Consider the following 22932-nt stretch of genomic DNA (forward strand, 5'->3'; position numbering starts at 1 on the left):
ACCCAGTCATGAGACAATCCCGGCCATGACCGCCATCGCCTTCGTCGACCTGGAAACGACCGGCGCCACCGCCGCCAGTGACCGCATCACGGAAATCGGTATCGTCGAAGTCGATGCCGATGGCAGCGTTCGCGAGTGGCAACAACTGGTCAATCCGGGACGGCGCATCGCCCCTTTCGTCGAACGCCTGACCGGCATCAGCAATGCCATGGTCGCCAGCGCCCCACCCTTTGCCGATGTTGCCGACGAAGTCCGGCGCCGCCTGCAGGGGCGGCTGTTCGTCGCCCATAACGCGAGTTTCGACTACGGCTTCCTGAAAAGCGAATTCCGCCAGCTCGGCATCGATTTCCGGGCGCCGGTGCTGTGTACCGTCAAGCTGTCGCGCGCGCTCTACCCCGAATTCAAGCGCCACAGCCTGGACGCGCTGATCGAGCGGCACGGCCTGCACGCCAGCGGCCGCCACCGGGCACTGGCCGACGCCCGCCTGATCCACCAGTTCTGGCAGAAGATCCACGACGACCGCAGCGCCGACGAAATCGCCTCGGCGCTCGCCGAACTGAACCCCTATTCCAGCCTGCCGCCGCACATCGACGCCGAAATCGTCGACGCGCTGCCCGACACCCCCGGCGTCTATCTGCTCTACGGCAGCCGGAACGACCAGGACGACCTGCCGCTCTACGTCGGCAAGGCAAAGAACATCCGCGGCCGGATCCTGGCCCTCTTTTCCGGCAAGCAGCGTTCGCCGCGCGAACGCGCGCTGGTACAGCAGACGCGGCGCATCGACTGGATCCAGACCGCCGGCGAGATCGGCACCCGGCTACGCGAAACGGCGCTGGTCAAGCAGTTGCGGCCGACCCAGAACGGCCCGCTGCGCGACGACGAGGAAGTCTGCACCTGGACCTTCATCAACGCCGGCGACGGCTGGCTGCGGCCGCAACTGAGCCTGGTCCGCAACCTCGGCGTCGGGACCGGCAAGGCCTGCTACGGGCTGTTCAGCAACGCGCGCCAGGCCAAGGAATTCCTGCGCAACCTGGTCGAAACCAACCAGCTCTGCGATATCCTCAGCGGCCTTGAACACGCGCCGGCCGGGCAGGCCTGCCCGGGGCACGCCGCCGGACGCTGCAAGGGCGCCTGCGTCGGCAAGGAAACGCTGGCCAGCCACAGCGCCCGCCTGGTCGGCGCGCTGGTCGCCCTCAAGCTGCCGAGCTGGCCCTTCCCCGGCCCGGCGGTGATCCACGAGGGCGACGAGATTCACGTCATCGACGGCTGGCGCTACCTCGGCACGGTACGCAGCACAGGCGAGATCGATGCGCTGCTTGCTGCCGGCCGGCCGCCTTTCGACCACAGCACTTACACCATCCTGAACAAGCACCTGCGGCTGATGAAACCGCTGCGTCAGGGCCAGCCATGAAACGCCTGCTGGCAGCCGCGCTGTGCATCGCCCTCCGCGCGACGGCGACGGAAGCCGAAAACACGGCGCCGCTCATCGAGCTCACCGCCACCGAACAGGCCTACCTGGCCGCCATGCCGATCGTCCGCATGTGCGTCGATCCGGACTGGGCGCCGTTCGAGCAGATCGACGAGCGCGGTCGCCATGTCGGCATCGCCGCCGACCTGATCCAGCAGGTCGCGCGCCGCACCGGCCTGAAGATCATGCTCTACCCGACGCGCACCTGGGAGGAAAGCCTGGCCGCGTCGAAAGCCGGCCGCTGCCAGATCATGAGTTTCCTCAACCGGACGCCGGAACGCGAGCGCTGGCTCGACTTCACGGCGCCGATCTTCGTCGACCCGAACATGATCATCGCCCGCGAAGACCATCCCTTCGTCGGCGATGTGCGCTGGCTGCGCGACGAAAGCGTCGCCCTGCCGCGCGGCACCATGGTCGAGGAGCACCTGCGCCGCGACTACCCCAACCTGCGCATCGTCCTCACCGAAAGCGAACCGGAAGCGATGACCCTGGTTTCCGAACGCAAGGCCGATTTCACCGTGCGCTCGCTGATCGTCGCCGCCCACGCGATCCGCAAGCAGGGCCTGTTCAACCTGAAGATCGCCGGCCAGGTTCCGGAACTCGGCAACCAGTTGCGCATCGGCGTGATCAAGAGCGAGCCGGCCTTGCGCGACATCCTCGACAAGGGCGTCGCCACCTTGAGCGCGGCCGACCGCGAGCAGATCGTCAATCGCCACGTCTCGATCACCGTCCAGAACGGCACCGATTACCGGCTGGTCTGGCAACTGCTGGCCGGCGGCCTGGTCATTGCGCTGATCGGCGCCTTCTGGATGCGCAAGCTCAGCCGCTTGAACCGCGAACTGGCGCGGCTTTCAGTCACCGACCGGCTGACCGGCATCTACAACCGGATGAAGCTCGACGAAGCGCTGGCCGCCGAAATCCAGCGCTGCCGGCGCTACGATCAGGCGCTGGCGATCGTCCTCCTCGACATCGATCACTTCAAGCGTATCAACGACACTTACGGCCACCAGGCCGGCGACCGCGCGCTGATCGACATCGCGCGACTGCTCAGTGAAGGCAGCCGCGAAACCGATGTCGTCGGCCGCTGGGGCGGCGAGGAATTCATGATCGTGCTGCCGCACACCGATCTCGCCGGCGCTGGCCGGCTCGCCGAAAAAATGCGCACCACCATCGCCGCCCACGAGTTCTCCGGCATCGGGCAGCAAACCGCCAGCTTCGGCGTTGCCGCCTACCGCATCGACGACCAGCCGAACGATCTGGTCGCCCGCGCCGACGCCGCACTTTATGAAGCCAAGCATGCCGGTCGCAACCGAGTGGCCGGCGGCTGAATCCCGACGCGTTTCAATCGGCAGCGGGCGCCGCCTCTTCCTCGTCGTCGCCAACCGCCGCGTCAACGCCAGCGGCGGCCACATCGGCCGCCGTTTCCACCACCGTCGCGCCGACCTTCACCGTCGTCGCCACCACCGTCACTGCGGCGTCGGCCACTGCAACCACGGCACAAGCTTGAAGCCCTGCGCAAAACAGCAAAACAAACCAACGAACACGCATTCAAGCTCCAATCATCGCACCGGCAAGTTCCGGCCTCAGCTACTCCCCGCCCCCCGGCAAGCGGCAAGCAACTCCGGGAAAACCACATCGCCGTCCGCCGCCTGCATCTGGGGCGCACCCAGCGCCACCGCCACCGCACCGCGCACATCGTCCGCCAGATAAGCGCGCTGCGCCGGGAAGAATACCAGCGGCAAACCGGCAGCGGCACAGGCATGATGCAGGAAATCGTCGCGCCGCTTGCGCTTGCCGCGGGTATGGGAGATGTCATTCAACTCGATGGCGCAAACCGGCTGCAGATCACCCGGGCGACAGAGCAGGAAATCGAAATGCTTGCCGCTGATCTGGTTGAACGCTTTCTGCCAGGCCGCTCGCGTCTGGCAAGTGGCGATGCCCAGCACATCGGCAACGCGAACCTTGCCAAAGACCCGGAACTCGTCGCCCAGCGACTGCTCCAGCACCCCGAAGAACGAGCGCTCTGCGGGCGAGAACAGCCGCTCCACCAGCACGTAGGGCGCCTTTTCCTCCACGGACACCACGTTGCGCCGCTTACGCGTCGCCAATACCAGAAGCGCGGCAACGGCAAGCAAACCTGTCACGAACCATTCCATTTCTGCCTCCTGTTTTAGTCGTTTGGAATGACAAAAAAGGCTACGCCTTTGCCGTTTCCGGCTCAAGGCGGGAAATGGCCAATCACCGGCCAATTGAGGGTTTTCGACGAAAATTTCTGTCGCCCGTCAGCGACAGCGGCGCGCACAAGGCCTTGCCGGCATCGTCAGCCAATCGACATCCAATATTGAATACATCATAAGCCAAAGAGATAATGCCGCCTTTCAAACTGGAACACACATCATGCAAACCACCAGGTTAACCCTCGCCCTCACCATAGCCGTCCTCGCCACCGGCTGCGCCACCATCACCGGCGACACCGTCCAGTCGATCCGGGTCGAAACCCGGACCGCCGACGGCACCGAAATCCGCGACGCAGACTGCGAATTGAGCAATGAATACGGCAGCGTCCGCCTGCGCACCCCGGGCAGCGTCACGATCCGTCGCTCGCCGAGCGACCTCAACGTGCTGTGCAGCAAGGCCGAACAGGAACCCGCCCATGGCCGCGGCGTCTCCCGCGCCAACGCCGGCATGTGGGGCAACATCATCTTCGGCGGCGGCATCGGCGCCATCATCGATCACAGCAAGGGCACCGCCTACACCTACCCGCAATGGATGCAGATGACCTTCGGCAAGGTCCTCACCTTCGACCGCGGCGACGACAAGGACGGCCAACCCTCAGTCGCCCGCGAAACCGCAACCCAGCCCCCCCAGCCCACTGCCCAGAGCAGCGCCAGCCCGCAAGCCGCGAGTGGCAGCCAGCCGGTCACCCAGCAGGGCAACCCGGCCGGCAACAAGCTCTGACCAAGCCGGCTGACGCCCGGCGACGACGCCAGGCGTCAGCCCCCAAAACTCACTCAGCAGTACGGCCAGGCGGCTGCCATAGATCGACAAGAGCCAAATATGGAGAACACATCGATGTATTATTTGGCATCGCCTTACTGATCATTCCGCTCTGGCGAATCTGCGGCCGGGCGGGTTTTCCCCCGGCCTTGTCACTGATCGCCATCGTTCCGCTGCTCGGCTTTCTCGTCGTCGCCGGCATCCTCGCGTTTTCCGACTGGCCGGCGGCAAAGCCGACCGCCGCTGACCAAGGGAGCTGAACATGGGTGCCTTTTCCATCTGACACTGGCTGATCCTCATCGCCATTGTCGCCCCGCCTGGTTCTTCGCACGCATCTTCACGAAGGCTGCTCTGTCGCCGTGGTGGGCCCTGATCGCCTTTGTCCCGCTGTTCAACCTGATTGCACTGTGGTCGTTCGCCTTTTCGCCCTGGCCGAAGTTTCCGGAGAAAACGTAAGGCAAGCTGGAGGCCGGCGCTTAGCCTCGGGCATAAGCTTCTGGACAGGCAAGGGGCGGCGCTGTAGCATCGCCGCCCCATCCAAAAAGCCCCTCCATGGTTTCACCTACTTCAGCCCATGCCCTCGGGATCGATTTCGGCACCTCCAACTCAACCGTCGGCTGGCTGAGGCCGCAGCAGGCAACGCTGCTCCTACTCGAAGATGGCAAGCCGACCTTGCCTTCCGTCGTTTTCTTCAATGCCGAGGAAGACACGGTCCGCTTCGGTCGGGCCGGTCTTCAGGACTACCTCGACGGCCACGAGGGACGGCTGATGCGGTCCCTCAAGAGCCTCCTGGGCAGCAGCCTGATTGACGGGGTCACCGAAGTCCAGGGGCGCCCCATTCGCTTTCGCGATCTGCTGACCCAGTTCATCGCCACCCTCAAGACGCGGGCGGAAGCGCACGGCGGTCGCTCGTTCAATCAGGCAGTTTTCGGGCGGCCGGTGCATTTTGTCGATGACGATACCGCAGCCGATCGGCTGGCCGAGGCCACCTTGGGCGAGATCGCCCGGGCGGTGGGGTTCAAGGAACTGAGTTTCCAGTATGAACCCATCGCCGCCGCCTTCCATTACGAGACCGGCCTTGCCCGGGAGGAAGTGGTCCTGGTCGCCGATATTGGCGGTGGCACTTCCGATTTCTCCATCGTTCGTCTTTCCCCGGATCGAGTACACGCAGTCGACCGATGGAGCGATGTCCTGGCCAACGATGGCATCCACATCGGCGGCACCGATTTCGACAAACAACTGAGCCTGGCCGAAGTCATGCCCCTGCTGGGTCATCGCAGCCAGTTGAAGAGCGGTCGGGAAATGCCGTCCAGTATCTATTTCAACCTGGCGACCTGGCACACCATCAACTTTGCCTACACCCGCCAGGTCTGGGCCGAACAGCAGCGACTCCAACTTGAAACCATAGCGCCGGAGCGCCTTGATCGTCTCCTGGCCTTGATCCGCGAGCGCGCCGGCCATTGGCTGGCCCACCAGGTTGAACAAGTCAAGATTGCCCTTTCCAGCCAGGAGACGGCCCAGCTTTCCCTGGAGCGATTCTCTCCAGGGGAGCAAATGCTGCTGACTCGCAGCCAATTTGATCTGTCAGCCCAGATTCTGGTGGAAAAGATCGAGGCTGCCGTCTCTCGACTGCTGCCCGAGGCAGGGCTGGCAGCCTCCGGTATCGATACGCTCTTCTTCACCGGCGGATCGAGCGGCATTCCCCTGCTGCGTCGGCGCCTTTCAGCGCTGTTTCCCCAGGCCCGGATCGTCGAAGGCGACCTCTTCGGCAGCATTGGCGCGGGCCTGGCAGTCGATGCAGCGCGCCGTTACGGGATGGGGCGTTAGCCAACAAGCGGCCGGCTTCTTGCTGTTGCCCGGCAGAAAATCGGCACAGTGAATCGCCCCGGGAATTGAAGAAGCTCAGTATTATCAGCAACTCACCGTACAAGCCGAACGCGCCTGCAATTAAACCGCAGAGCCTCTACAAAACCCGGAGCGATTCAGATGGCCTTTACGGCGAATGACTGCTTGATACTGGTATTCACCACGTTCGGTGATGGTTGCCATCGCTGACTCCTGAAATCGAGTATAGCGATGCCGCAGCGAATCTCGCGCGGGACACTGCAGCAACAATGCCTTCAGACAGCAAAAAGCCCACCAAACGGCGGGCTAAGTGCTTGAATTTTGGCTCCCCGACCTGGGCTCGAACCAGGGACCTACGGATTAACAGTCCGGCGCTCTACCGACTGAGCTATCGGGGAATCTTGCCGTCGTTGCGACAGCGGCGCGCATTATAGACGCAAAGACGAGCGTCGGCCTAGCATTTTTTGCCGGTTTTTCCCGTTCGCCGCCTTCCCGCCTTTCAGCCGCCGGTGGCCGACATCAGGCGGACGACCTTGTGCGGCGCGCTGGTGAAGTCGTGCTGCAGCGGTTTGCGGTCGATGGCATCGCGGATCAGCGCCTCGATCGCACCAAGAGAGGTGTTGGGGTCGCGCAGCAGCGGCCGCAGGTCGACCTGGTTTTCCTGGCCGAGGCAGAGCTGGAGCTGACCGGCGGTGGTGACCCGGACCCGGTTGCAACGGTCGCAGAAGTGCTGCGAGATCGGCGTGATGAAGCCGATCGAGAACTGCCGGTCGGGCGAGCACAGGTAGCGGGCTGGGCCGCCGCCGGGCAGGACGTGGTCGATCAGGCCGTGGCGCGCCTGCAGCGTGTGGATCACCGATTGCAGCGAGCGGCTGCCGATCGCTTGCGCGGCGGTGCCCATCGGCATGTTTTCGATCAGGCGCAGGATGAAGCCGCGCTGGCGGCAGTAGTCGATCATGCGGTCGAGTTCGGCTAGCGAGGAGTCGGGCAGCCAGACCTGGTTGATCTTGATCAGCCGGAAATCGAGGGCTGCCGCCGCGTCGAGCCCGGCGAGCACATCGTCCAGACAGTCGCGGCCGGTGATGCGGGCGAATTCGCGACGATCCAGCGTGTCCAGGCTGACGTTGAGGCGGGCGACGCCGGCCCGCTTCAGTTCGGCGGCCTGCGCCGCCAGGCGGGTGCCGTTGGTGCTCAGCGAGAGGTCGTCGATGCCGTCGATGGCATGCAGGCGGCCGATCAGTTCCGGCAGGCGGGCACGGGTCAGCGGCTCGCCGCCGGTCACCCGGATGCGACGCACGCCGAGGCGGGCGAAGGCTTCCGCCATGCGGACGATTTCGTCGAAGCTCAGCCAGTCGCCGGCGGCCGAGTAGCAGGCGGAGCTTTCCGGCATGCAGTAGGAGCAGCGCAGGTCGCAGCGGTCCGTCACCGAGAGACGGAGGTAATCGACGACGCGATTGTGGCGGTCAACAAGCATGGTGGAATCGCTCCCGGCGCTTCTGAGATGCGCCGATTATGCGAGTTTCCGGCGCCAGACAAGCCGCCCTACCCCTTAATTGCCGGCCACCTCGCCGAAAGCGCCGGAAAAACCGCCGCCAGGCCGGCAAAACCGTGGTTTTCCCGGCACTGCTCTCTGCCGATGCCCGGCCGCCAACGCTCCTGACATCGATTGCGGCGTACCACCATTGCGCGAGGCGGTAGCGCCCGCCCGCGCCGGCCGACCGGCACAAGAACACAAGCCCTTGTTTTTACGTCATTTCAGAAATATCCGCAGCTACCTCTTTCGGCGTAGGCGCCGGTGCCAGCGGCGTTTTACCCCCCCTGTCGGTGGCGCCGCGCACTTTCTAAGATGCGCTTGCCATCCATGCCGGACCGATTCCAGACCATGCAACCAACCACCCTGTCGCGACGCAACTTCCTCCTCGGCCGCCGCACCGCCGAGCCGGGGCCGCAGGTCGTGCTGATCGGGCCGGGCTGCCTGGCCGCCAACGGCGTCGTCTGCCGCAGCTGTGCCGAATCCTGCGACGCCGGCGCCATCCGTTTCCGCCTGCAACTGGGCGGCATCGCCTTGCCGGAACTCGATGCCACGCGCTGCACCGGCTGCGCCGAATGCCTGCCCGCCTGCCCGACCCGGGCGCTGGTGCTGCAGGCCGTACCCACCTCGCCCACTTTGACAGGGGATTGCTCATGAAAATCGTCAGCCTGGTTCTCAAGTACCTGCCGGAACACCTCGCCGACGTCCAGGCCGGGATCGAACGCATCCCGGGCGCCGCCGTCGCGCAGGACGACGGCAAGGGGCAGTTGATTGCCCTGATCGAAGACGGCGAAGGCTACGCCGTCTCCGACTCGATCATTGCCGTACATCAGGTGCCGCACGTGATGTCGGTGACGCTTGCTTACGAATACAGCGACGAAGTGTTCGCTACTGAGGAGGTTTGACCATGAGCATGAATCGACGTGAATTCCTGAAGGCACAGGCCGTCGCCGCCGCCGCGGCAACCGCCGGGATGCCGCTGGCCGGCATCGCCACCGCCGAGGCGGCCCCGAACGCCACCGACATCCGCTGGGACAAGGCCGCCTGCCGCTTCTGCGGCACCGGCTGCTCGGTGCTGGTCGGCGTGCAGAAGGGACGTATCGTCGCCACCCAGGGCGACCCGGACGCGCCGGTCAACCGTGGCCTCAACTGCATCAAGGGCTACTTCCTGTCGAAGATCATGTACGGCGAGGATCGCCTGACCCAGCCGCTGCTGCGCATGAAGAATGGCAAGTTCGACAAGGACGGCGACTTCCAGCCGATCACCTGGAAGCAGGCCTTCGACATCATGGAACAGAAGTGGAAGGCGGCGCTCGCCGCCGACATGAAGGCCAACGCCGGCAAGCCGCTGAACGAGATGGTATCGACCGTCGCCATGTTCGGCTCCGGGCAATGGACGATCTGGGAAGGCTACGCCGCCAGCAAGCTGTGGAAGGCCGGTTTCCGCTCCAACAACCTCGACCCCAACGCCCGCCACTGCATGGCTTCGGCGGTCGCCGGCTTCATGCGCACCTTCGGCATCGACGAGCCGATGGGCTGCTACGACGACATCGAGAACGCCGACGCCTTCGTGCTCTGGGGCTCGAACATGGCGGAAATGCACCCGATCCTCTGGTCGCGCATCACCGACCGCCGGCTGACCCACACCGACGCCCAGGTCCACGTGCTGTCCACCTTCGAGCACCGCAGCTTCGAACTGGCCGACAACGGCATGATCTTCGTGCCGCAGACCGACCTCGCCATCCTCAACTACATCTGCAACCACATCATCCAGTCGGGCAAGGTCAACAAGGCCTTCGTCGACAAGCACGTCAATTTCAAGATGGGCGAAACCGACATCGGCTTCGGCCTGCGTCCGGCGCACGCGCTGGAAAAGGACGCCAAGTCGAACGGTTACCCCGGTGCCGACGGCAAGCCGAAGGGCGACACCGGCGCCGCCAAGCCGATCAGCTTCGAGGAATTCAAGAAGTTCGTCGCCGACTACACGCTGGAAAAGGTCAGCAAGATCTCCGGCGTCCCCGCCGACCGCCTGAAGAAGCTGGCGGAAATCTACGCCGACCCGAAGAAGAAGGTGGTCAGTTTCTGGACCATGGGCTTCAACCAGCACACCCGCGGCACCTGGGTGAACAACATGATCTACAACGTGCACCTGCTGGTCGGCAAGATTTCCGAACCGGGCAACGGGCCGTTCTCGCTGACCGGCCAGCCGTCCGCCTGCGGCACGGCGCGCGAAGTCGGCACCTTCGCCCATCGCCTGCCGGCCGACATGGTGGTGATGAACCCCGAACACCGCAAGCACAGCGAGGAAATCTGGAAGCTGCCGGAAGGCACCATCAGCGCCAAGGTCGGCTACCACGCCGTGGCCCAGAGCCGGGCGCTGAAGGACGGCAAGATCAAGTGCTACTGGACGACGACCACCAACAACATGCAGGCCGGCCCCAACATCAACGGGGAAATCTACCCGGGCTGGCGCAATCCGGAAGCTTTCGTCGTCGTCTCCGACTGCTACCCGACGGTGTCGGCGATGGCCGCCGACCTCGTCCTGCCGTCCGCGATGTGGACCGAGAAGGAAGGCGCCTTCGGCAACGCCGAGCGGCGCACGCAGTTCTGGCGGCAGCAGGTCAAGGCACCCGGCGACGCCAGGTCCGACCTCTGGCAGTACATCGAATTCTCCAAGCGCTTCAAGGTCGAGGAAGTCTGGCCGGCCGACCTGCTCGCCAAGGCGCCGCACCTGAAGGGCAAGACGCTGTTCGACGTGCTCTACAAGAACGGCCAGGTCAACAAGTTCCCGCTCGCCGATCTGGAAAAGGCCAACGGCCACGCGATCAAGGGCTACATGAACGAAGAGTCGAAGGAACTCGGCTTCTACCTGCAGAAGGGCCTGTTCGAGGAATACGCGATGTTCGGTCGCGGCCACGGTCACGACCTCGCCAATTTCGACGTCTATCACAAAGCGCGCGGCCTGCGCTGGCCGGTGGTCGGCGGCAAGGAAACGCTGTGGCGCTTCCGCGAAGGCTACGACCCCTACGTCAAGGCCGGCGAAGGCATCCGCTTCTACGGGCACAAGGACGGCAAGGCGGTGATCTTCGCCCTGCCCTACCAGGACCCGCCGGAAAAGCCGGACCGCGAGTTCGACCTCTGGTTGTGTACCGGCCGCGTGCTGGAGCACTGGCACACCGGCACGATGACCCGGCGCGTTCCCGAACTGCACCGCTCGGTGCCCGAAGCCGTCGTCTTCATGCATCCGGACGACGCCAAGAAGCGCGGCATCCAGCGCGGCATGAAGGTCAAGGTCGCCTCGCGGCGCGGCGAAATCCAGCTGCGCGTCGAGACCAAGGGCCGCAACAAGCCGCCGCAGGGCCTCGTCTTCATCCCCTTCTTCGACGAAGGCAAGCTGGTCAACAAGCTGACGCTCGACGCCACCTGTCCGATTTCCAAGGAAACGGACTACAAGAAGTGCGCCGTCAAGATCGTCCGCGCCTGAGTCACGAAGCCACCGGCAATCCACCGTGAAACCCGAACCCACCCACCAGCAGAGAAAGGAAACCGGCGCGCTTGCCTCCCAGGCGCGCCGGAAATTCCTCAACCGCATCGCCGCCGCGGCGGGCGGCGCCGGTGCGCTGGCGCTGGGTTCGCTGTTCGCCATGCCGCCGGCGGCGGCCCGTCCGGCGCAGGCGCTGCGCCCGCCCGGCGCCCTGCCGGAAGCCGACTTCGCCGGCGCCTGCCTGCGTTGCGGGCTGTGCGTCCAGGCCTGCCCCTATGGCACCTTGCGCCTGGCCACGCCGGGCGACGGCCTGGCCACCGGCACGCCGATGTTCACGGCGCGTAATGTGCCGTGCGAGATGTGCGAGGACATTCCCTGCATCAAGGCCTGTCCGTCGTCGGCGCTCGACCATCGGCTGACCGAGATCAACAACGCCCGGATGGGTCTGGCGGTGCTGATCGACCATGAATCCTGCCTCAACTTCCTGGGCCTGCGTTGCGACGTCTGTTACCGGGTCTGCCCGGTGATCGACCAGGCGATCACCTTGGAAAAGCTGCACAACCCGCGCTCCGACCGCCACGCGCTGCTCTTGCCAACGGTACACGCCGATCATTGCACCGGCTGCGGCAAGTGCGAAAAGGCCTGCGTGCTGCCGACGCCGGCGATCAAGGTGCTGCCCAGGCCGCTCGCCCAGGGCGCGCTGCCCGAGCATTACCGCAAGGGCTGGGAAGAGAAGGAGCGCCACGGCGGATCGCTGATCGGCGAACAGGTGCAGATGCCGGTACGCGGCCTGGAAGACAAGGCTCCCGGCGACACTCGCCTCAACTCGGATTGGAAACCATGACCCCCGGTCGCGAAGCCATCCGCAGCAAGGGCTGGTGGGCCGCCCAGCGCTGGTTGCTGCTGCGCCGCGCCAGCCAGTTGCTGGTGCTCTCGCTGTTCCTCAGCGGGCCGTGGTTCGGCCTGTGGATCGCCAAGGGCAACCTGGCCTCGTCGCTGACCTTCGACCTGCTGCCGCTGAGCGACCCCTTCGTCCTGCTGCAGTCGCTGGCCGCCGGCTTCATGCCGGCGCTGAGCGGGCTGCTCGGCGCGGCGCTGGTTCTCGTCGCCTACAACCTGATCGGCGGTCGCGTCTTCTGCGCCTGGGTCTGCCCGGTCAACGCAGTCACCGACAGCGCGGCCTGGCTGCGCCGCCGGCTCGCCATCAAGACCGGCCGTGTGCCCGACGCCGCCACCCGCTACTGGCTGCTCGGCGCCGTCTTCGGGCTTGCCGCGCTGAGCGGCAGCCTGGTCTGGGAAACCGTCAACCCGGTGCACCTGATGCAGCGCAGCCTGATCCAGGGGCTGGCCGGCGCCCTCGCCGGCGGCATGACGATGACCCTGAGCGTGCTTCTGCTGGTTTTCCTCTACGACCTGCTGGTCGCCAGCCGCGGCTGGTGCGGCCACCTCTGTCCGATGGGCGCCTTCTACGGCCTGCTCGGGCCCAAGGGGCTGCTCCGCGTGGCGGCCAGCCAGCGCGCCGCCTGCAACGACTGCATGGACTGTTTCGCCGTCTGCCCCGAGCCGCAGGTGATCCGTCCGGCACTCAAGCAGGACGGCCAGGTTTCCCCGGTGATCCTCGACCGGGACTGCACTGCCTGCGGACGTTGCATCGACGTCTGCGCCAAGAACGTCTTCAACTTTACTCATCGGTTCGACCAAAGGAGCGATTCATGAACACTACGAGCCGCCTGTTTTCCTCCGCCATCCTGGCGGTTTTCCTGGCCCTCACCTCGCTGACCTCGGCAGTTGCCGAACCGAAGCTGAAATCGCTGCGCGGCAGCGAGATCCAGGGCGCCGACACGGAGTCCGCCGACCCCTTCAAATCCGAGAAGGACCGGGCGCCGATCGAACGCAACTACGTCCAGCAGCCGCCGCTGATCCCGCACAAGGTCGAGACCTACACGGTGACCAAGAACTTCAACAAGTGCATGGATTGCCACGCCTGGACCCGCTACAAGGAAACCGGCGCGACCAAGGTCTCGCTGACCCACTTCAAGACGCGCGACGGCCAGGAACTCTCCAACATCTCGCCGCGCCGCTACTTCTGCCTGCAGTGCCACGTCCCGCAGGCCGACGCCAAGCCGCTGGTCGGCAACCGTTTCCAGGCCGCCGAAGGCATCGGCCACTGAGCGCCGACCAGGGAGGAAGATCATCATGCAAGCACTCATATCCCGTCTCAAGGCCATCGGCAGCTGGGCGATGGCCCGCGTCAACGTGATCGGCCCGCTGGCGCTGGCCGGCATCTTCGTCGCCGGCATCGTTTTCTGGGGCGCCTTCAACACGGCGATGGAATGGACCAACCGCGAGGCCTTCTGCATCTCCTGTCACGAGATGGAGGAAAACGTCTATCGGGAGTACCGCAACACGGTCCATTACTCGAACCGTTCCGGCGTCCGCGCCACCTGCCCGGACTGCCACGTGCCGAAGGAATGGGGACCGAAGATCTGGCGCAAGATCCAGGCCTCGAACGAAGTGCTGCACAAGGTCCTGGGCTCGATCGACACGCCGGAGAAGTTCAACGCCAAGCGTCTCACCCTGGCCCAGCATGAATGGGACCGGATGAAGTCGACCGACTCGCGCGAATGCCGCAACTGTCACAATTTCGAGTACTTCGACTACGGCGTCCAGGGCAGCCGCTCGGCACGCATGCACCAGACCGGACTCAACGAGGGCAAGACCTGCATCGACTGCCACAAGGGCATCGCCCACTCGCTGCCCGAGGTTAATCAGTCGATCGGCGCAGCCAATGCGGAAGGCGCCACGCCCGAGCAGTTCCATCCGCCGCAACCGGCCAAGCCGGAAGCGCCGCCCGCGGCCAGATAGCGGGGACAGCGGGGGGCCGGAGCGCCCCCCTGTCGCTTTTGGCCAGCCGATCTTCGATAATGGACCGCCCGATGCCCGAGTCTTCGCCCGCGCCGCCCGTGATCCCCGCCCTGCTCAACACCCTGCGCCATTCCATCCTGGCCCGCATTGGCCTGGCCATGGTCGTCCTGGCCACCCTCTCCTTCCTCTCCGTACTGATTTCGACGGTGATCGCCGACAGCAGCGTCGGCAAGGCAAGCGCGATCAACCTTTCCGGTTCGCTGCGCATGACCAGCTACCGCCTGCTCAGCGAACTGCAGCAGGCCGACCGCCGGCCGTTCGCCGGACAAACGCTGGAGCAGTTCGAGCGCCGCCTGGAAACGCTGGAACGCGCGGTCGCCGGCCATACCGGTTCGGCGCTCGACCAGTTGCTGGCGCAGGTGCGCCACCGCTGGGAAGAGGAAATCCGCCCGCTGGCGCGCGTCGCCACCGCGCCGGAAGGCAGCGCCAGCCCGGAAGCGATCCAGCAACTGGCGCAGGACATTCCCGGTTTCGTCAACCGCATCGACGAGGTCGTGCAACTGATCGAACTCGACCTCGAGGAGCGCATCCGCCTGCTGCGCGCCACGCAGTTCGCGCTGCTCGGGCTGATGGTGGTGGTCAGCCTGATCACCACCTGGATGCTGCGCACCCTGCTCTTCCGGCCGCTCGCCGACCTGCTGAAAGCGGCGCGCAGCGTCACCGCCGGTTCCTTCGGCACCCGGGTCCGCCACACCGCCCCCGACGAACTCGGCCAGCTCGGCCAGGCCTTCAACGCGATGATGGACGAGATTGCCAGCATGTACGGCCAGCTCGAAGCCAAGGTGGCGCAGAAGACCGAGGCGCTGACGCGCACCAACCAGTCGCTCGAACTCCTGTACCGGACCAGCCAGCAGCTGTCTTCCGGCGACCTTGGCCTGGAGACCATCCACCAGGTGCTGCGCGAAATCGAGGAAGCGCTCGAACTCGGCCACAACGCGATCTGCATCAGCGAACACGGCCAGTTTCCGGCGCAGCAGGTAGTCGGCAGCCTGAGCCCCGGCGAAAACCTCCGGCTGCGCGCCGAACGCGATTGCGCCACCTGCTTCCACCAGGCCACCCTGGCGCCGGAACAGCAGACCGGGCGCACCGCCGACGGCCGGCAGATGATCGTCTTCCCGCTCGGCGGCGACGAGTCGCTGCACGGCGTGATGCCGGTCATGCTCGACAGCGCCATGCCGCTGCCGCGTGACAAGCTGCGCACGCTGGAAACCGTCAGCCGGCAGATTTCCAACGCTTTGGTCAACATGCGGCGCACCGAGGAACGCCACCGTCTGGCGGTGCTCGAGGAACGCGCGGTGATCGCCCGCGAACTTCACGATTCGATCGCCCAGTCGCTGAGCTATCTGAAGATCCAGGTCACCCGGCTGGAGAAGCATCTCGGCGACAACCCGCAGGCGACGCCGATCGCCGAGGAGCTGAAGGTCGGCCTCAACGCCGCCTACCGCGAACTGCGCGAGCTGATCACCACCTTCCGCCTGCGCCTCGACGAGCGCGGCTTCAGCGCCGCGCTGCAGGAAACCGTCGAGGAATTCTCGCGCAAGTGCGGCTTCACCATCGCCCTCGACAACCGGCTGTCGGGCATCGTCCTCACTGCCAACGAGGAGATGCACGTCATCCGCATCATCCGCGAGGCGCTCGCCAACATCGAGAAGCACGCCAAGGCGAGCAGCGCCGGCATCGAGATCGGCCTCGACGACGACCGCCGCGTCCGCGTCTGCGTCCGCGACAACGGCCGCGGCTTCAACCCGGAGACGCCGCCGCGCAACCACTACGGGCTGATCATCATGCGCGACCGGGCGCAGATTCTCGACGGCAGCGTCGAGGTCGTCAGCCCGCCGGAAGGCGGCACCCTCGTCTGCCTGGGCTTTCGCCCCGAACAATTCAGCGCCAAGGAAAACCGATGAACGCCACTGCCCCGCTCACCCGCACCCTGGTCATCGACGACCACCCGCTGTTCCGGCGCGGCGTCTGCCAGCTGCTCAGCCTCGAACCCGGCTTCGAGATCGTCGGCGAGGCGGCAAGCGGCGAGGAAGGACTGGAACTTGCCCGCCAGCTCGATCCCGACCTGATCCTGCTCGACCTCAACATGAAGGGACTGAGCGGCATCGAGACACTGCGCGCCATGCGCGATGCCGACATCGCTGCCCGCATCCTCATCCTCACCGTCTCCAACGCCGCCGAAGACCTGATCGCCGCCATCCGCGCCGGCTCCGACGGCTACGTGCTGAAGGACGCCGACCCCAACGACATGCTGCGCCTGATCCGCAGCGCGATGGACGGCCAGGACGCGATCAGCCCGGAGCTGATCGGCCTGCTGACCCTGGCGCTGCGCCAGGAAAGCCTCGGCGAGACGCGTAGTCAGGCCAGCCTGACCGAGCGCGAAACGGCAATCCTGCGCTGCCTGGCCGCCGGCAAGTCGAACAAGCTGATCGCCCGCGAACTCGACATCATGGAAAGCACGGTCAAGGTGCATATCCGCAACCTGCTGAAGAAACTCAAGTTCCGCTCCCGCGTCGAAGCCGCGGTGTGGGCGGTGAACAAGCAGATCACCTGAGCGACCAGCCTTGATCGCCCGCCGGGCTGACCGGATAATTGGTCTTCCCGACGCCGCTGGAATGGCCATGCCCTCTACGAAAAACGCCGGCAAGCCGGCTGCCACGCCATGAAGGACTACCTCCCCGACTGGGCGCATCCCTGGCTGGACGTCATCACGCTCGGCCTGCAGATCGTCCTCATCGTCGCCGCCGCGCTGCTCCTGCGCAGCCTCGTCGTGCGCATCATCACCCGCCTGGTGCGCAGCCACAACCTGCCGCTCGAGTTGATCGTCGGCGGCCGGCGCTTCGCCAGCATCGTCATCTTCTTCGGCGTCGTCCTGCTCGTGCTCGACCGCTTCAACGTCTCCGGCGCGGTGCTGTGGACCGCCATCACCGGCTTCGCGACGGTCGCCGCGGTCGCCTTCTTCGCCGCCTGGAGCGTGCTTTCCAACATCTTCTGCGCGGTGCTGATCTACACCACCCGGCCCTTCCGCCTGCACGACCACATCGAGATCCTGGAGAACGGCGACAAGCCCGGCCTCGGTGGCGAAGTCCTGGACATCCGGCTGATCTACACGACCATCCGCGAAACCCAACCCGGCCGCGAACCGACCTTGCTGCAGGTGCCCAACAGCCTGTTCTTCCAGCGCCTGTTGCGGGTCCGCATCGTCGACAACGAGCTGCCGTCGCTGCACGACTGATCGGCGCTTGACAGCCGGCCGGCCGCTCGCCGACACTGCCCCCATGAACTTCACCGCCAACGCATTCCGCCGACGCCACAGCGCCGCCCGACGTCAATCGGGCGAGCCGGGCCGCGCGTACGCGCAGCGACGGCGGATGGCAGCGCGCCAGGCAACGGCGCCGACGCAACCCTAGCGTCACCTCCCGCTTTCTCGCACCAGGCCACGGCTCACCCCGTGGCCTTTTTGTTTTCCCCGTGTTTTTCTCAACGCAAGGAGTCGTCCGTGAACCATCCCGCATCCCTTCCCACTCCCGCCAGCCTGATGCCGATCGCCGCCCGCCCGGACGTCGTCTTCGTCCGCGGCGAAGGCGCCTGGCTGTTCGATGCCGCAGGCCGCCGCTACCTCGACTGGATGCAAGGCTGGGCGGTCAATTGCCTGGGCCATTCGCCGCAGGTGATCGTCGATGCCATCGCGCAACAGGCGGCGACGCTGCTCAACCCCGGCCCGGCCTTCCACAACCTGCCAGCGATGCGCCTGGCCGAAAAACTGACCGCGCACAGCGGCTTCAACCACGTCTTCTTCGCCAGTTCCGGCGCCGAGGCCAACGAAGGCGCGATCAAGCTGGCGCGCAAATGGGGGCAGTTGCACAAGGGCGGCGCGCACGAGATCGTCACCTTCGTCGACGGCTTCCACGGGCGCACGCTGGCGACCATGTCGGCGAGCGGCAAACCCGGCTGGGACACTCTCTTCGCGCCGCAGGTGGCGGGCTTTCCGAAAGCCCGGCTGAACGACATCGCCACCGTCGAGCGGCTGATCGGGCCGAATACCGTCGCCGTCATGCTCGAACCGATCCAGGGCGAGGCCGGCGTCATCCCGGCCAGCGGCGACTTCCTGCGCCAGTTGCGGCAGTTGTGCGACGAACGGCAACTGCTGCTCATCGTCGATGAAGTGCAGACCGGCGTCGGCCGCACCGGCCACCTTTTCGCCCATAGCGCGCACGGCATCCAGCCGGACATCATGACGCTCGGCAAGGGCCTCGGCGGCGGCCTGCCGATCTCGGCCCTGCTCGCCACCCGCGCCGCCTCCTGCTTCGCCCCTGGCGACCAGGGCGGCACCTACTGCGGCAACCCGCTGGTCTGCGCCGCCGGGCTCGCCGTGCTCGACACCCTGCTCGCCGACGGCTTCCTCGCCGCCAGCCGGCAGCGCGCTGAGCAGCTTGCCGAGGCGCTGCGCGTGCTGTCCGCCGAACTCGGCCTCGGCGCAGTGCGCGGTGAAGGTTTCCTGCTCGCGCTCGAACTCCGCGCCGACCTCGGCCCGGCCATCGTCGCCCGCGCCTGCGACCGCGGCCTGCTGGTCAACGCGCCACGCGCGCACTGCCTGCGGCTGATGCCGGCACTGAACACCAGCGAAGCGGAGATCGCCGAAGGCATCGCCCTGCTCCGCCGCGCCATCGCCGATGCCCGGGAGGCGCAGTGATGAGTCGATTGCCTTCGATGTGTTCTGGCGCCTTGATATTCCAGATGATTCACGGCACGATCCAAGACTCAAGCAGACGTTTTTCCATGGCACCATTGGGCATCAAGGACACCGCAATGATCACTGCCGCCTCCAAACGAAAGCTGTTTTTTGTCGCCATCACCATCGCCGCCATTTCCCTGGCTGTAGCCCTGAACTGGCCGCGTGCCGACGCCTTGACCGCTGCGCTGCAGCCGCTGATCAGCCAGCAGAATACCGATCAATCCCGCGTCGCCCGGGCGATCCTGGACAACTACGTCGAAACCAGGTCCAACGCCGCAAAATGGAGTGGTGTGTATTGGGGGTTCACATTCTGTGCCGCCCTGTGCAGTGCCCTTGCCGGGCTCATTCTCAAATTCGAGTCGATCATCAGGAACGGCGAAACAAAGAAAGATATTGCCGCCCTGCTCTCCGTGGGCGCCGCACTGTTGATCACCCTGTCGACAAGCGGAGATTTCCAGCGCAAATGGCAAGCCAATCGGGTCGCTGCTTCCGAGCTTGAGCGCATGGGCTATGCACTCCTTGAAAACAAGACGACCGATCCACGCACGTATTTCTCAGGCATTGGCGAAGTTCTTCACAAACGTAACTTGACGGTCGTCGGCAACATGGAAAATCAGCCTCACGCGGCGAAGCAAGCTGGGCCAGCCTCCGCCAGCGAGCAGTGATTCGAAGCCGTTGCCGCCTGGCGGGACTGCTGGAAAATCCGACTATTGAGTTGCGCCTCGGCAATTCGCCGCCGCGTTGTAAGCTGCGGAAGAACTGACGATTGCTGCCTTCAAGGAGAGGGCGAAATGCCCGATCCGGATTTTGCCAGAGAGCTCAGCGCAGCCAGGCGGCGAGCGCGACGGCGGCGGTGACGAGGTTGGCGAGCGCGAGCAGCCACAGGCGGCGGCGGGTCTTCTCGACGCGGACGATCAGTTGCGCGTTCTGCTCGGCGAGCGACTGGATCACCTCGCCGGCGTTCTGCAACTGCGCATGCATTTCGTCGACCCGGAGCTGCAGCGCGGCCAGTTGGTCTTCCGGGGTCGCGACAGGCGCGCCGGGGGCGGCGGCCGGACTGCGGCTGCCGACCTTCTGCCAGAGTTTCCTGGCACCTTCGGCGACGGCCGGGGCGTTCTTGATCACGTCGGACCAGGGGACGTTGGAAAGTATCGTCAGCCAGCCGATGGCCATGCTTGCTCCTTGATTGCTGCGCGGCCGGTCAGCATAACAGGCGCTGGCCGCGCCTGCATTCAGTCGGCGAAAAGCGGCGGGCGACCGGCGCGCATCGCCGCGCCGGCCTCGCGCAGGTCGGCTGAAAGCAGCATGGCGGCGTTCCAGGTTGCGACGTGAGCGAGGCCGTCGGCAACCGAATGATCGCGGCTGTAGTTGAGGACTTCCTTGCTGCCGCGGATGGCGAGCGGCGATTTGCCGGCAATCGTGCGGGCAGTTTCGCGCACGTCGGCCAGCAGGCGGTCGACATCCGGGCTGACGGCATTGACGAAGCCGTGGCGCAGCGCCTCGTCGGCGGCGAACTCGCGCCCGGTGTAAGCGAGTTCGCGGGCGATGCCGGGCGGAATCAGGCGCGGCAGCCGCTGCAGGGTGCCGACGTCGGCGACCATGCCGAGGTCGATCTCGCGCACCGCGAAGCGCGCGTCGGCGCTGGCGTAGCGCAGGTCGCAGCAGCAGGCGAGGTCGAGACCGCCGCCCAGGCAGGCGCCCTGGATCGCGGCGAGCACCGGCTTGCGGCAGCGCTCTGCCGCCGTCAGGCAATCCTGCAGGTCGACGATCAGGCGGCGCAAGGCTTCCCGGCTGCGCGCCTCGTCGGCGTCGGCAATGCGCGCCATGACGCCGCCCAGCATGGCGAGGTCGATGCCGGCGCAGAAGTGGCGGCCGGCGCCGGCGAGGATGACGACGCGCACCGCCGGCGTCGCGTCGGCCCAGTCGAAGAGGCTGCGCAGTTCCTGCCACAGCGCGTCGTCTAGCGCGTTGGCCTTGTCCGGCCGGTTCAGCGTCGCCTCCAGCACGCCGTCGGCAAATTCGAGTCCGATCGCGCTGAGTTCGGGGAAAGTCATGATGGTCTCCAAAAAAAAGCCCCCGGCGGGCGGGGGCGAAAGACGCGAGGTCGCAGAGATAAGCGGGGGAATCAGGCGTCGAACAGTTCGTCGCCGAGACCGGCAATTGCCGCGTCGCCGGCCTTGACCGTTTCGGCAAAGGCAATCGCCTGCGGCAGCATCTGGTCGGCGTAGAAACGGGCGCTGGCCAGCTTGGCGCGGTAGAACGGCAGGTCGCCCTCGCCCTTGTCGAGATAGCCGGCGGCGGCCAGTGCGGCCTTGGCCATCATCCAGCCGTTGCAGACGACGACGGCCAGGCTCAGGTAGGGGACGGCGGCGGTCAGCACACCGCCGAGACTGGTTTTGGCGTTGGCCGCCAGCCATTCGGTGGTGTCGGTCCACATCTTCAGCGCGATGCCGAGCTTCTGGGCGATCGCCGCCAGTTCCGGCTTGCCGCTCGCGGTCAGCGTCTTGACCGTGGCGTAGATTTCGCCGAAGACGAGCTTCGCGGTGGCGCCCTGGTCGCGCATCAGCTTGCGGAACAGGAGGTCGTTGGCCTGGATGCCGGTGGTGCCTTCGTAGATCGTCGTGATGCGGGCGTCGCGGAAATGCTGGGCGGCGCCGGTTTCTTCGACGAAGCCCATGCCGCCGTGAATCTGGATGCCGAGCGAGGTGACCTCGATGCCCATTTCGGTACCGCCGCCCTTGACGATGGGGATCATGAATTCGGCCAGCCACAGCGCCTTCTTGCGTTCTTCGGCGTCGGCCAGGTGGCGGGCGCGGTCGAGCAGGCCGGAGGTGTAGTAGGTCAGCGCACGGGCGGCTTCGACGCGCGACTTCATCAGCATCAGCATGCGCCGGATGTCCGGGTGTTTGTCGATGCTCACCAGCATTTCGCCGGTCAGCGCGTCGCGCCCCTGCTTGCGGTCGCGGGCGTAGGCCAGCGCCTGCTGGTAGGCGCGCTCGCCGATGGCGACGCCTTGCAGGCCAACGCCGAGGCGGGCTTCGTTCATCATGATGAACATGTATTCGAGGCCGCGATTGGCTTCGCCGAGCAGGTAGCCGATGGCGCCCTCGCCCTTGTCGCCATAGGCCATGACGCAGGTCGGGCTGGCGTGGATGCCGAGCTTGTGTTCGAGCGAGATGCACCAGGCGTCGTTGCGTGCGCCGAGGCTGCCGTCTGCGTTGACCAGGAACTTGGGGACCAGGAACATCGAGATGCCCTTGACCCCGGCCGGCGCGTCGGGCAGCCGGGCGAGCACGAGATGGACGATGTTGTCGGTCATGTCGTGGTCGCCGTAGGTGATGAAGATCTTCTGGCCGAACACGCGGTAGGTGCCGTCGCCCTGCGGCTCGGCGCGCGAACGGATCAGCGCCAGGTCGGAGCCGGCCTGCGGTTCGGTCAGGTTCATCGTGCCGGTCCATTCGCCGGACACCATCTTTTCCAGGAACATCGCCTTCAGTTCGTCGCTGGCGCAGGTGAGCAGCGCTTCGACGGCGCCGGTGGTGAGCAAGGGACCGAGGCTGAACGCCATGTTGGCCGAGCAGAGCATTTCCTTGGCGGCGATGCCGAGCGTGTCGGGCAGGCCCTGGCCGCCGAACTCGGGCGGCAGCGTGATGCCGTTCCAGCCCGCTTCGCGGTACTGGGCGTAGGCTTCCTTCCAGCCGGCCGGCGTGCTCACGCCGTCGGCGCCGAGCTTGCAGCCCTGCTGGTCGCCGACGCGGTTGAGCGGGGCGATGACTTCGCCGGCAAACTTCGCCGCTTCGTCGAGAATGGCATCGGCCAGGTCCGGCGTCGCCTCTTCGAGACCGGGCAGGCTGCTCAGTTCCTTGAAGCCGGCCAGTTCATCCATGACGAAGCGCATGTCCTTGATCGGGGCGCGGTAGTCGCTCATTGTCTGTATCTCCTCTTGA

At 65.8% G+C, this 22932-nt stretch carries 22 protein-coding genes and 1 tRNA gene; 16 read left to right on the top strand and 7 right to left on the bottom strand.

The genetic code is table 11. The features are described 5' to 3' along the window. Positions 1 to 25 precede the first annotated feature (25 nt). Together ACLIIZ_RS04570 and ACLIIZ_RS04575 are read left to right on the top strand one after the other, a co-directional pair. Positions 26 to 1411: an exonuclease domain-containing protein gene (locus tag ACLIIZ_RS04570; RefSeq protein WP_416691012.1), complete on the top strand. Its 1386-nt coding sequence runs from the start codon at positions 26 to 28 to the stop codon at positions 1409 to 1411. Then, a complete protein-coding gene (locus ACLIIZ_RS04575) occupies positions 1408 to 2796 on the top strand; it encodes a diguanylate cyclase (protein ID WP_416691013.1) in 1389 nt (462 codons plus the stop codon). Before ACLIIZ_RS04570 ends, ACLIIZ_RS04575 begins: the two co-directional genes overlap by 4 nt. Positions 2797 to 2809: 13 nt before the next feature. Here the strand turns inward: ACLIIZ_RS04575 and ACLIIZ_RS04580 are convergent, their stop codons facing one another. Both ACLIIZ_RS04580 and ACLIIZ_RS04585 read right to left on the bottom strand, forming a co-directional pair. Continuing rightward, positions 2810 to 2962, bottom strand: a complete 153-nt coding sequence (locus ACLIIZ_RS04580; protein WP_416691014.1) for a hypothetical protein — start codon at positions 2960 to 2962, stop codon at positions 2810 to 2812. A gap of 89 nt (positions 2963 to 3051) precedes the next feature. Continuing rightward, positions 3052 to 3624 (bottom strand): DUF2726 domain-containing protein, encoded by a 573-nt coding sequence (locus tag ACLIIZ_RS04585; RefSeq protein WP_416691015.1) that lies wholly within the window; start codon positions 3622 to 3624, stop codon positions 3052 to 3054. A 241-nt stretch (positions 3625 to 3865) separates the two neighbouring features. Here ACLIIZ_RS04585 and ACLIIZ_RS04590 point away from each other — a divergent pair, with 241 nt between their 5' ends. Then, positions 3866 to 4426, top strand: a complete 561-nt coding sequence (locus ACLIIZ_RS04590; protein ID WP_416691016.1) for a hypothetical protein — start codon at positions 3866 to 3868, stop codon at positions 4424 to 4426. Between the two features lie 591 nt (positions 4427 to 5017). After that, a complete protein-coding gene (locus ACLIIZ_RS04595; RefSeq protein ID WP_416691017.1) occupies positions 5018 to 6292 on the top strand; it encodes an Hsp70 family protein in 1275 nt (424 codons plus the stop codon). 340 nt (positions 6293 to 6632) lie between these two features. On the opposite strand, the gene ACLIIZ_RS04600 is transcribed toward ACLIIZ_RS04595, so the two are convergent. Continuing rightward, positions 6633 to 6708 (bottom strand) — tRNA-Asn (locus ACLIIZ_RS04600). A gap of 101 nt (positions 6709 to 6809) precedes the next feature. Further along, positions 6810 to 7784, bottom strand: coding sequence for a GTP 3',8-cyclase MoaA (gene moaA, locus ACLIIZ_RS04605; RefSeq protein WP_416691018.1), 975 nt, complete (start codon positions 7782 to 7784; stop codon positions 6810 to 6812). 408 nt (positions 7785 to 8192) lie between these two features. Between moaA and ACLIIZ_RS04610 the strand changes: the two genes are divergently transcribed. The 12 genes from ACLIIZ_RS04610 (at position 8193) to ACLIIZ_RS04665 (ending at position 19650) form a co-directional block, all read left to right on the top strand. Continuing rightward, complete coding sequence (locus ACLIIZ_RS04610) at positions 8193 to 8498, top strand: 4Fe-4S dicluster domain-containing protein (RefSeq protein ID WP_374327840.1); 306 nt, start codon at positions 8193 to 8195, stop codon at positions 8496 to 8498. Continuing rightward, positions 8495 to 8746 carry a chaperone NapD gene (locus ACLIIZ_RS04615; RefSeq protein WP_416691019.1) on the top strand — a complete coding sequence of 84 codons (252 nt, stop codon included), beginning with the start codon at positions 8495 to 8497 and terminating at the stop codon, positions 8744 to 8746. The genes ACLIIZ_RS04610 and ACLIIZ_RS04615 overlap by 4 nt, the downstream gene beginning before the upstream one ends. Positions 8747 to 8748: 2 nt before the next feature. Next, complete coding sequence (gene napA, locus ACLIIZ_RS04620; RefSeq protein ID WP_416691020.1) at positions 8749 to 11325, top strand: nitrate reductase catalytic subunit NapA; 2577 nt, start codon at positions 8749 to 8751, stop codon at positions 11323 to 11325. 25 nt (positions 11326 to 11350) lie between these two features. Beyond that, entirely contained in the window at positions 11351 to 12169 is an 819-nt protein-coding gene (gene napG, locus ACLIIZ_RS04625; RefSeq protein WP_416691021.1) for a ferredoxin-type protein NapG, read from the top strand. After that, on the top strand, positions 12166 to 13041 hold the full coding sequence (napH, locus tag ACLIIZ_RS04630; protein ID WP_416691022.1) for a quinol dehydrogenase ferredoxin subunit NapH: 876 nt from the start codon (positions 12166 to 12168) through the stop codon (positions 13039 to 13041). Before napG ends, napH begins: the two co-directional genes overlap by 4 nt. Then, positions 13038 to 13496: a nitrate reductase cytochrome c-type subunit gene (locus ACLIIZ_RS04635; RefSeq protein WP_416691023.1), complete on the top strand. Its 459-nt coding sequence runs from the start codon at positions 13038 to 13040 to the stop codon at positions 13494 to 13496. The genes napH and ACLIIZ_RS04635 overlap by 4 nt, the downstream gene beginning before the upstream one ends. Positions 13497 to 13566: 70 nt before the next feature. Then, positions 13567 to 14190: a NapC/NirT family cytochrome c gene (locus ACLIIZ_RS04640; RefSeq protein WP_374327931.1), complete on the top strand. Its 624-nt coding sequence runs from the start codon at positions 13567 to 13569 to the stop codon at positions 14188 to 14190. 98 nt (positions 14191 to 14288) lie between these two features. After that, positions 14289 to 16154 carry a histidine kinase gene (locus tag ACLIIZ_RS04645; protein ID WP_416691024.1) on the top strand — a complete coding sequence of 622 codons (1866 nt, stop codon included), beginning with the start codon at positions 14289 to 14291 and terminating at the stop codon, positions 16152 to 16154. Then, positions 16151 to 16804, top strand: a complete 654-nt coding sequence (gene narL / locus ACLIIZ_RS04650; protein WP_416691025.1) for a two-component system response regulator NarL — start codon at positions 16151 to 16153, stop codon at positions 16802 to 16804. Before ACLIIZ_RS04645 ends, narL begins: the two co-directional genes overlap by 4 nt. A 108-nt stretch (positions 16805 to 16912) precedes the next feature. Continuing rightward, positions 16913 to 17485: a mechanosensitive ion channel domain-containing protein gene (locus ACLIIZ_RS04655; RefSeq protein WP_416691026.1), complete on the top strand. Its 573-nt coding sequence runs from the start codon at positions 16913 to 16915 to the stop codon at positions 17483 to 17485. Between the two features lie 264 nt (positions 17486 to 17749). Next, positions 17750 to 18943 (top strand): acetylornithine transaminase, encoded by a 1194-nt coding sequence (locus tag ACLIIZ_RS04660; protein ID WP_416691027.1) that lies wholly within the window; start codon positions 17750 to 17752, stop codon positions 18941 to 18943. Beyond that, on the top strand, positions 18943 to 19650 hold the full coding sequence (locus ACLIIZ_RS04665; protein WP_416691028.1) for a hypothetical protein: 708 nt from the start codon (positions 18943 to 18945) through the stop codon (positions 19648 to 19650). The genes ACLIIZ_RS04660 and ACLIIZ_RS04665 overlap by 1 nt, the downstream gene beginning before the upstream one ends. 154 nt (positions 19651 to 19804) lie before the next feature. On the opposite strand, the gene ACLIIZ_RS04670 is transcribed toward ACLIIZ_RS04665, so the two are convergent. From ACLIIZ_RS04670 to ACLIIZ_RS04680, 3 genes are all read right to left on the bottom strand, one after another. Next, on the bottom strand, positions 19805 to 20158 hold the full coding sequence (locus ACLIIZ_RS04670; RefSeq protein WP_416691029.1) for a hypothetical protein: 354 nt from the start codon (positions 20156 to 20158) through the stop codon (positions 19805 to 19807). A 59-nt stretch (positions 20159 to 20217) separates the two neighbouring features. Continuing rightward, positions 20218 to 21039: a crotonase/enoyl-CoA hydratase family protein gene (locus tag ACLIIZ_RS04675; RefSeq protein ID WP_416691030.1), complete on the bottom strand. Its 822-nt coding sequence runs from the start codon at positions 21037 to 21039 to the stop codon at positions 20218 to 20220. 71 nt (positions 21040 to 21110) lie between these two features. After that, positions 21111 to 22913 carry an acyl-CoA dehydrogenase gene (locus tag ACLIIZ_RS04680; RefSeq protein WP_416691031.1) on the bottom strand — a complete coding sequence of 601 codons (1803 nt, stop codon included), beginning with the start codon at positions 22911 to 22913 and terminating at the stop codon, positions 21111 to 21113. Positions 22914 to 22932 lie beyond the last annotated feature (19 nt).

Source organism: Azonexus caeni (assembly GCF_048146105.1).
Taxonomy (GTDB): Bacteria; Pseudomonadota; Gammaproteobacteria; order Burkholderiales; family Rhodocyclaceae; genus Azonexus; species Azonexus aromaticus_B.

What these genes read in the sequence shown, in the direction of transcription:
- ACLIIZ_RS04665 (WP_416691028.1), top strand. Translation starts at nt 18,943, where the DNA reads ATGAGTCGATTGCCTTCGATGTGTTCTGGCGCCTTGATATTCCAGATG.
- ACLIIZ_RS04570 (WP_416691012.1), top strand. Translation starts at nt 26, where the DNA reads ATGACCGCCATCGCCTTCGTCGACCTGGAAACGACCGGCGCCACCGCC.
- ACLIIZ_RS04655 (WP_416691026.1), top strand. Translation starts at nt 16,913, where the DNA reads ATGAAGGACTACCTCCCCGACTGGGCGCATCCCTGGCTGGACGTCATC.
- ACLIIZ_RS04615 (WP_416691019.1), top strand. Translation starts at nt 8,495, where the DNA reads ATGAAAATCGTCAGCCTGGTTCTCAAGTACCTGCCGGAACACCTCGCC.
- ACLIIZ_RS04680 (WP_416691031.1), bottom strand. Translation starts at nt 22,913, where the DNA reads ATGAGCGACTACCGCGCCCCGATCAAGGACATGCGCTTCGTCATGGAT.
- ACLIIZ_RS04595 (WP_416691017.1), top strand. Translation starts at nt 5,018, where the DNA reads ATGGTTTCACCTACTTCAGCCCATGCCCTCGGGATCGATTTCGGCACC.
- ACLIIZ_RS04640 (WP_374327931.1), top strand. Translation starts at nt 13,567, where the DNA reads ATGGCCCGCGTCAACGTGATCGGCCCGCTGGCGCTGGCCGGCATCTTC.
- napA (WP_416691020.1), top strand. Translation starts at nt 8,749, where the DNA reads ATGAGCATGAATCGACGTGAATTCCTGAAGGCACAGGCCGTCGCCGCC.
- moaA (WP_416691018.1), bottom strand. Translation starts at nt 7,784, where the DNA reads ATGCTTGTTGACCGCCACAATCGCGTCGTCGATTACCTCCGTCTCTCG.
- ACLIIZ_RS04670 (WP_416691029.1), bottom strand. Translation starts at nt 20,158, where the DNA reads ATGGCCATCGGCTGGCTGACGATACTTTCCAACGTCCCCTGGTCCGAC.
- ACLIIZ_RS04675 (WP_416691030.1), bottom strand. Translation starts at nt 21,039, where the DNA reads ATGACTTTCCCCGAACTCAGCGCGATCGGACTCGAATTTGCCGACGGC.
- ACLIIZ_RS04635 (WP_416691023.1), top strand. Translation starts at nt 13,038, where the DNA reads ATGAACACTACGAGCCGCCTGTTTTCCTCCGCCATCCTGGCGGTTTTC.
- ACLIIZ_RS04575 (WP_416691013.1), top strand. Translation starts at nt 1,408, where the DNA reads ATGAAACGCCTGCTGGCAGCCGCGCTGTGCATCGCCCTCCGCGCGACG.
- ACLIIZ_RS04585 (WP_416691015.1), bottom strand. Translation starts at nt 3,624, where the DNA reads ATGGAATGGTTCGTGACAGGTTTGCTTGCCGTTGCCGCGCTTCTGGTA.
- ACLIIZ_RS04590 (WP_416691016.1), top strand. Translation starts at nt 3,866, where the DNA reads ATGCAAACCACCAGGTTAACCCTCGCCCTCACCATAGCCGTCCTCGCC.
- napH (WP_416691022.1), top strand. Translation starts at nt 12,166, where the DNA reads ATGACCCCCGGTCGCGAAGCCATCCGCAGCAAGGGCTGGTGGGCCGCC.
- ACLIIZ_RS04610 (WP_374327840.1), top strand. Translation starts at nt 8,193, where the DNA reads ATGCAACCAACCACCCTGTCGCGACGCAACTTCCTCCTCGGCCGCCGC.
- narL (WP_416691025.1), top strand. Translation starts at nt 16,151, where the DNA reads ATGAACGCCACTGCCCCGCTCACCCGCACCCTGGTCATCGACGACCAC.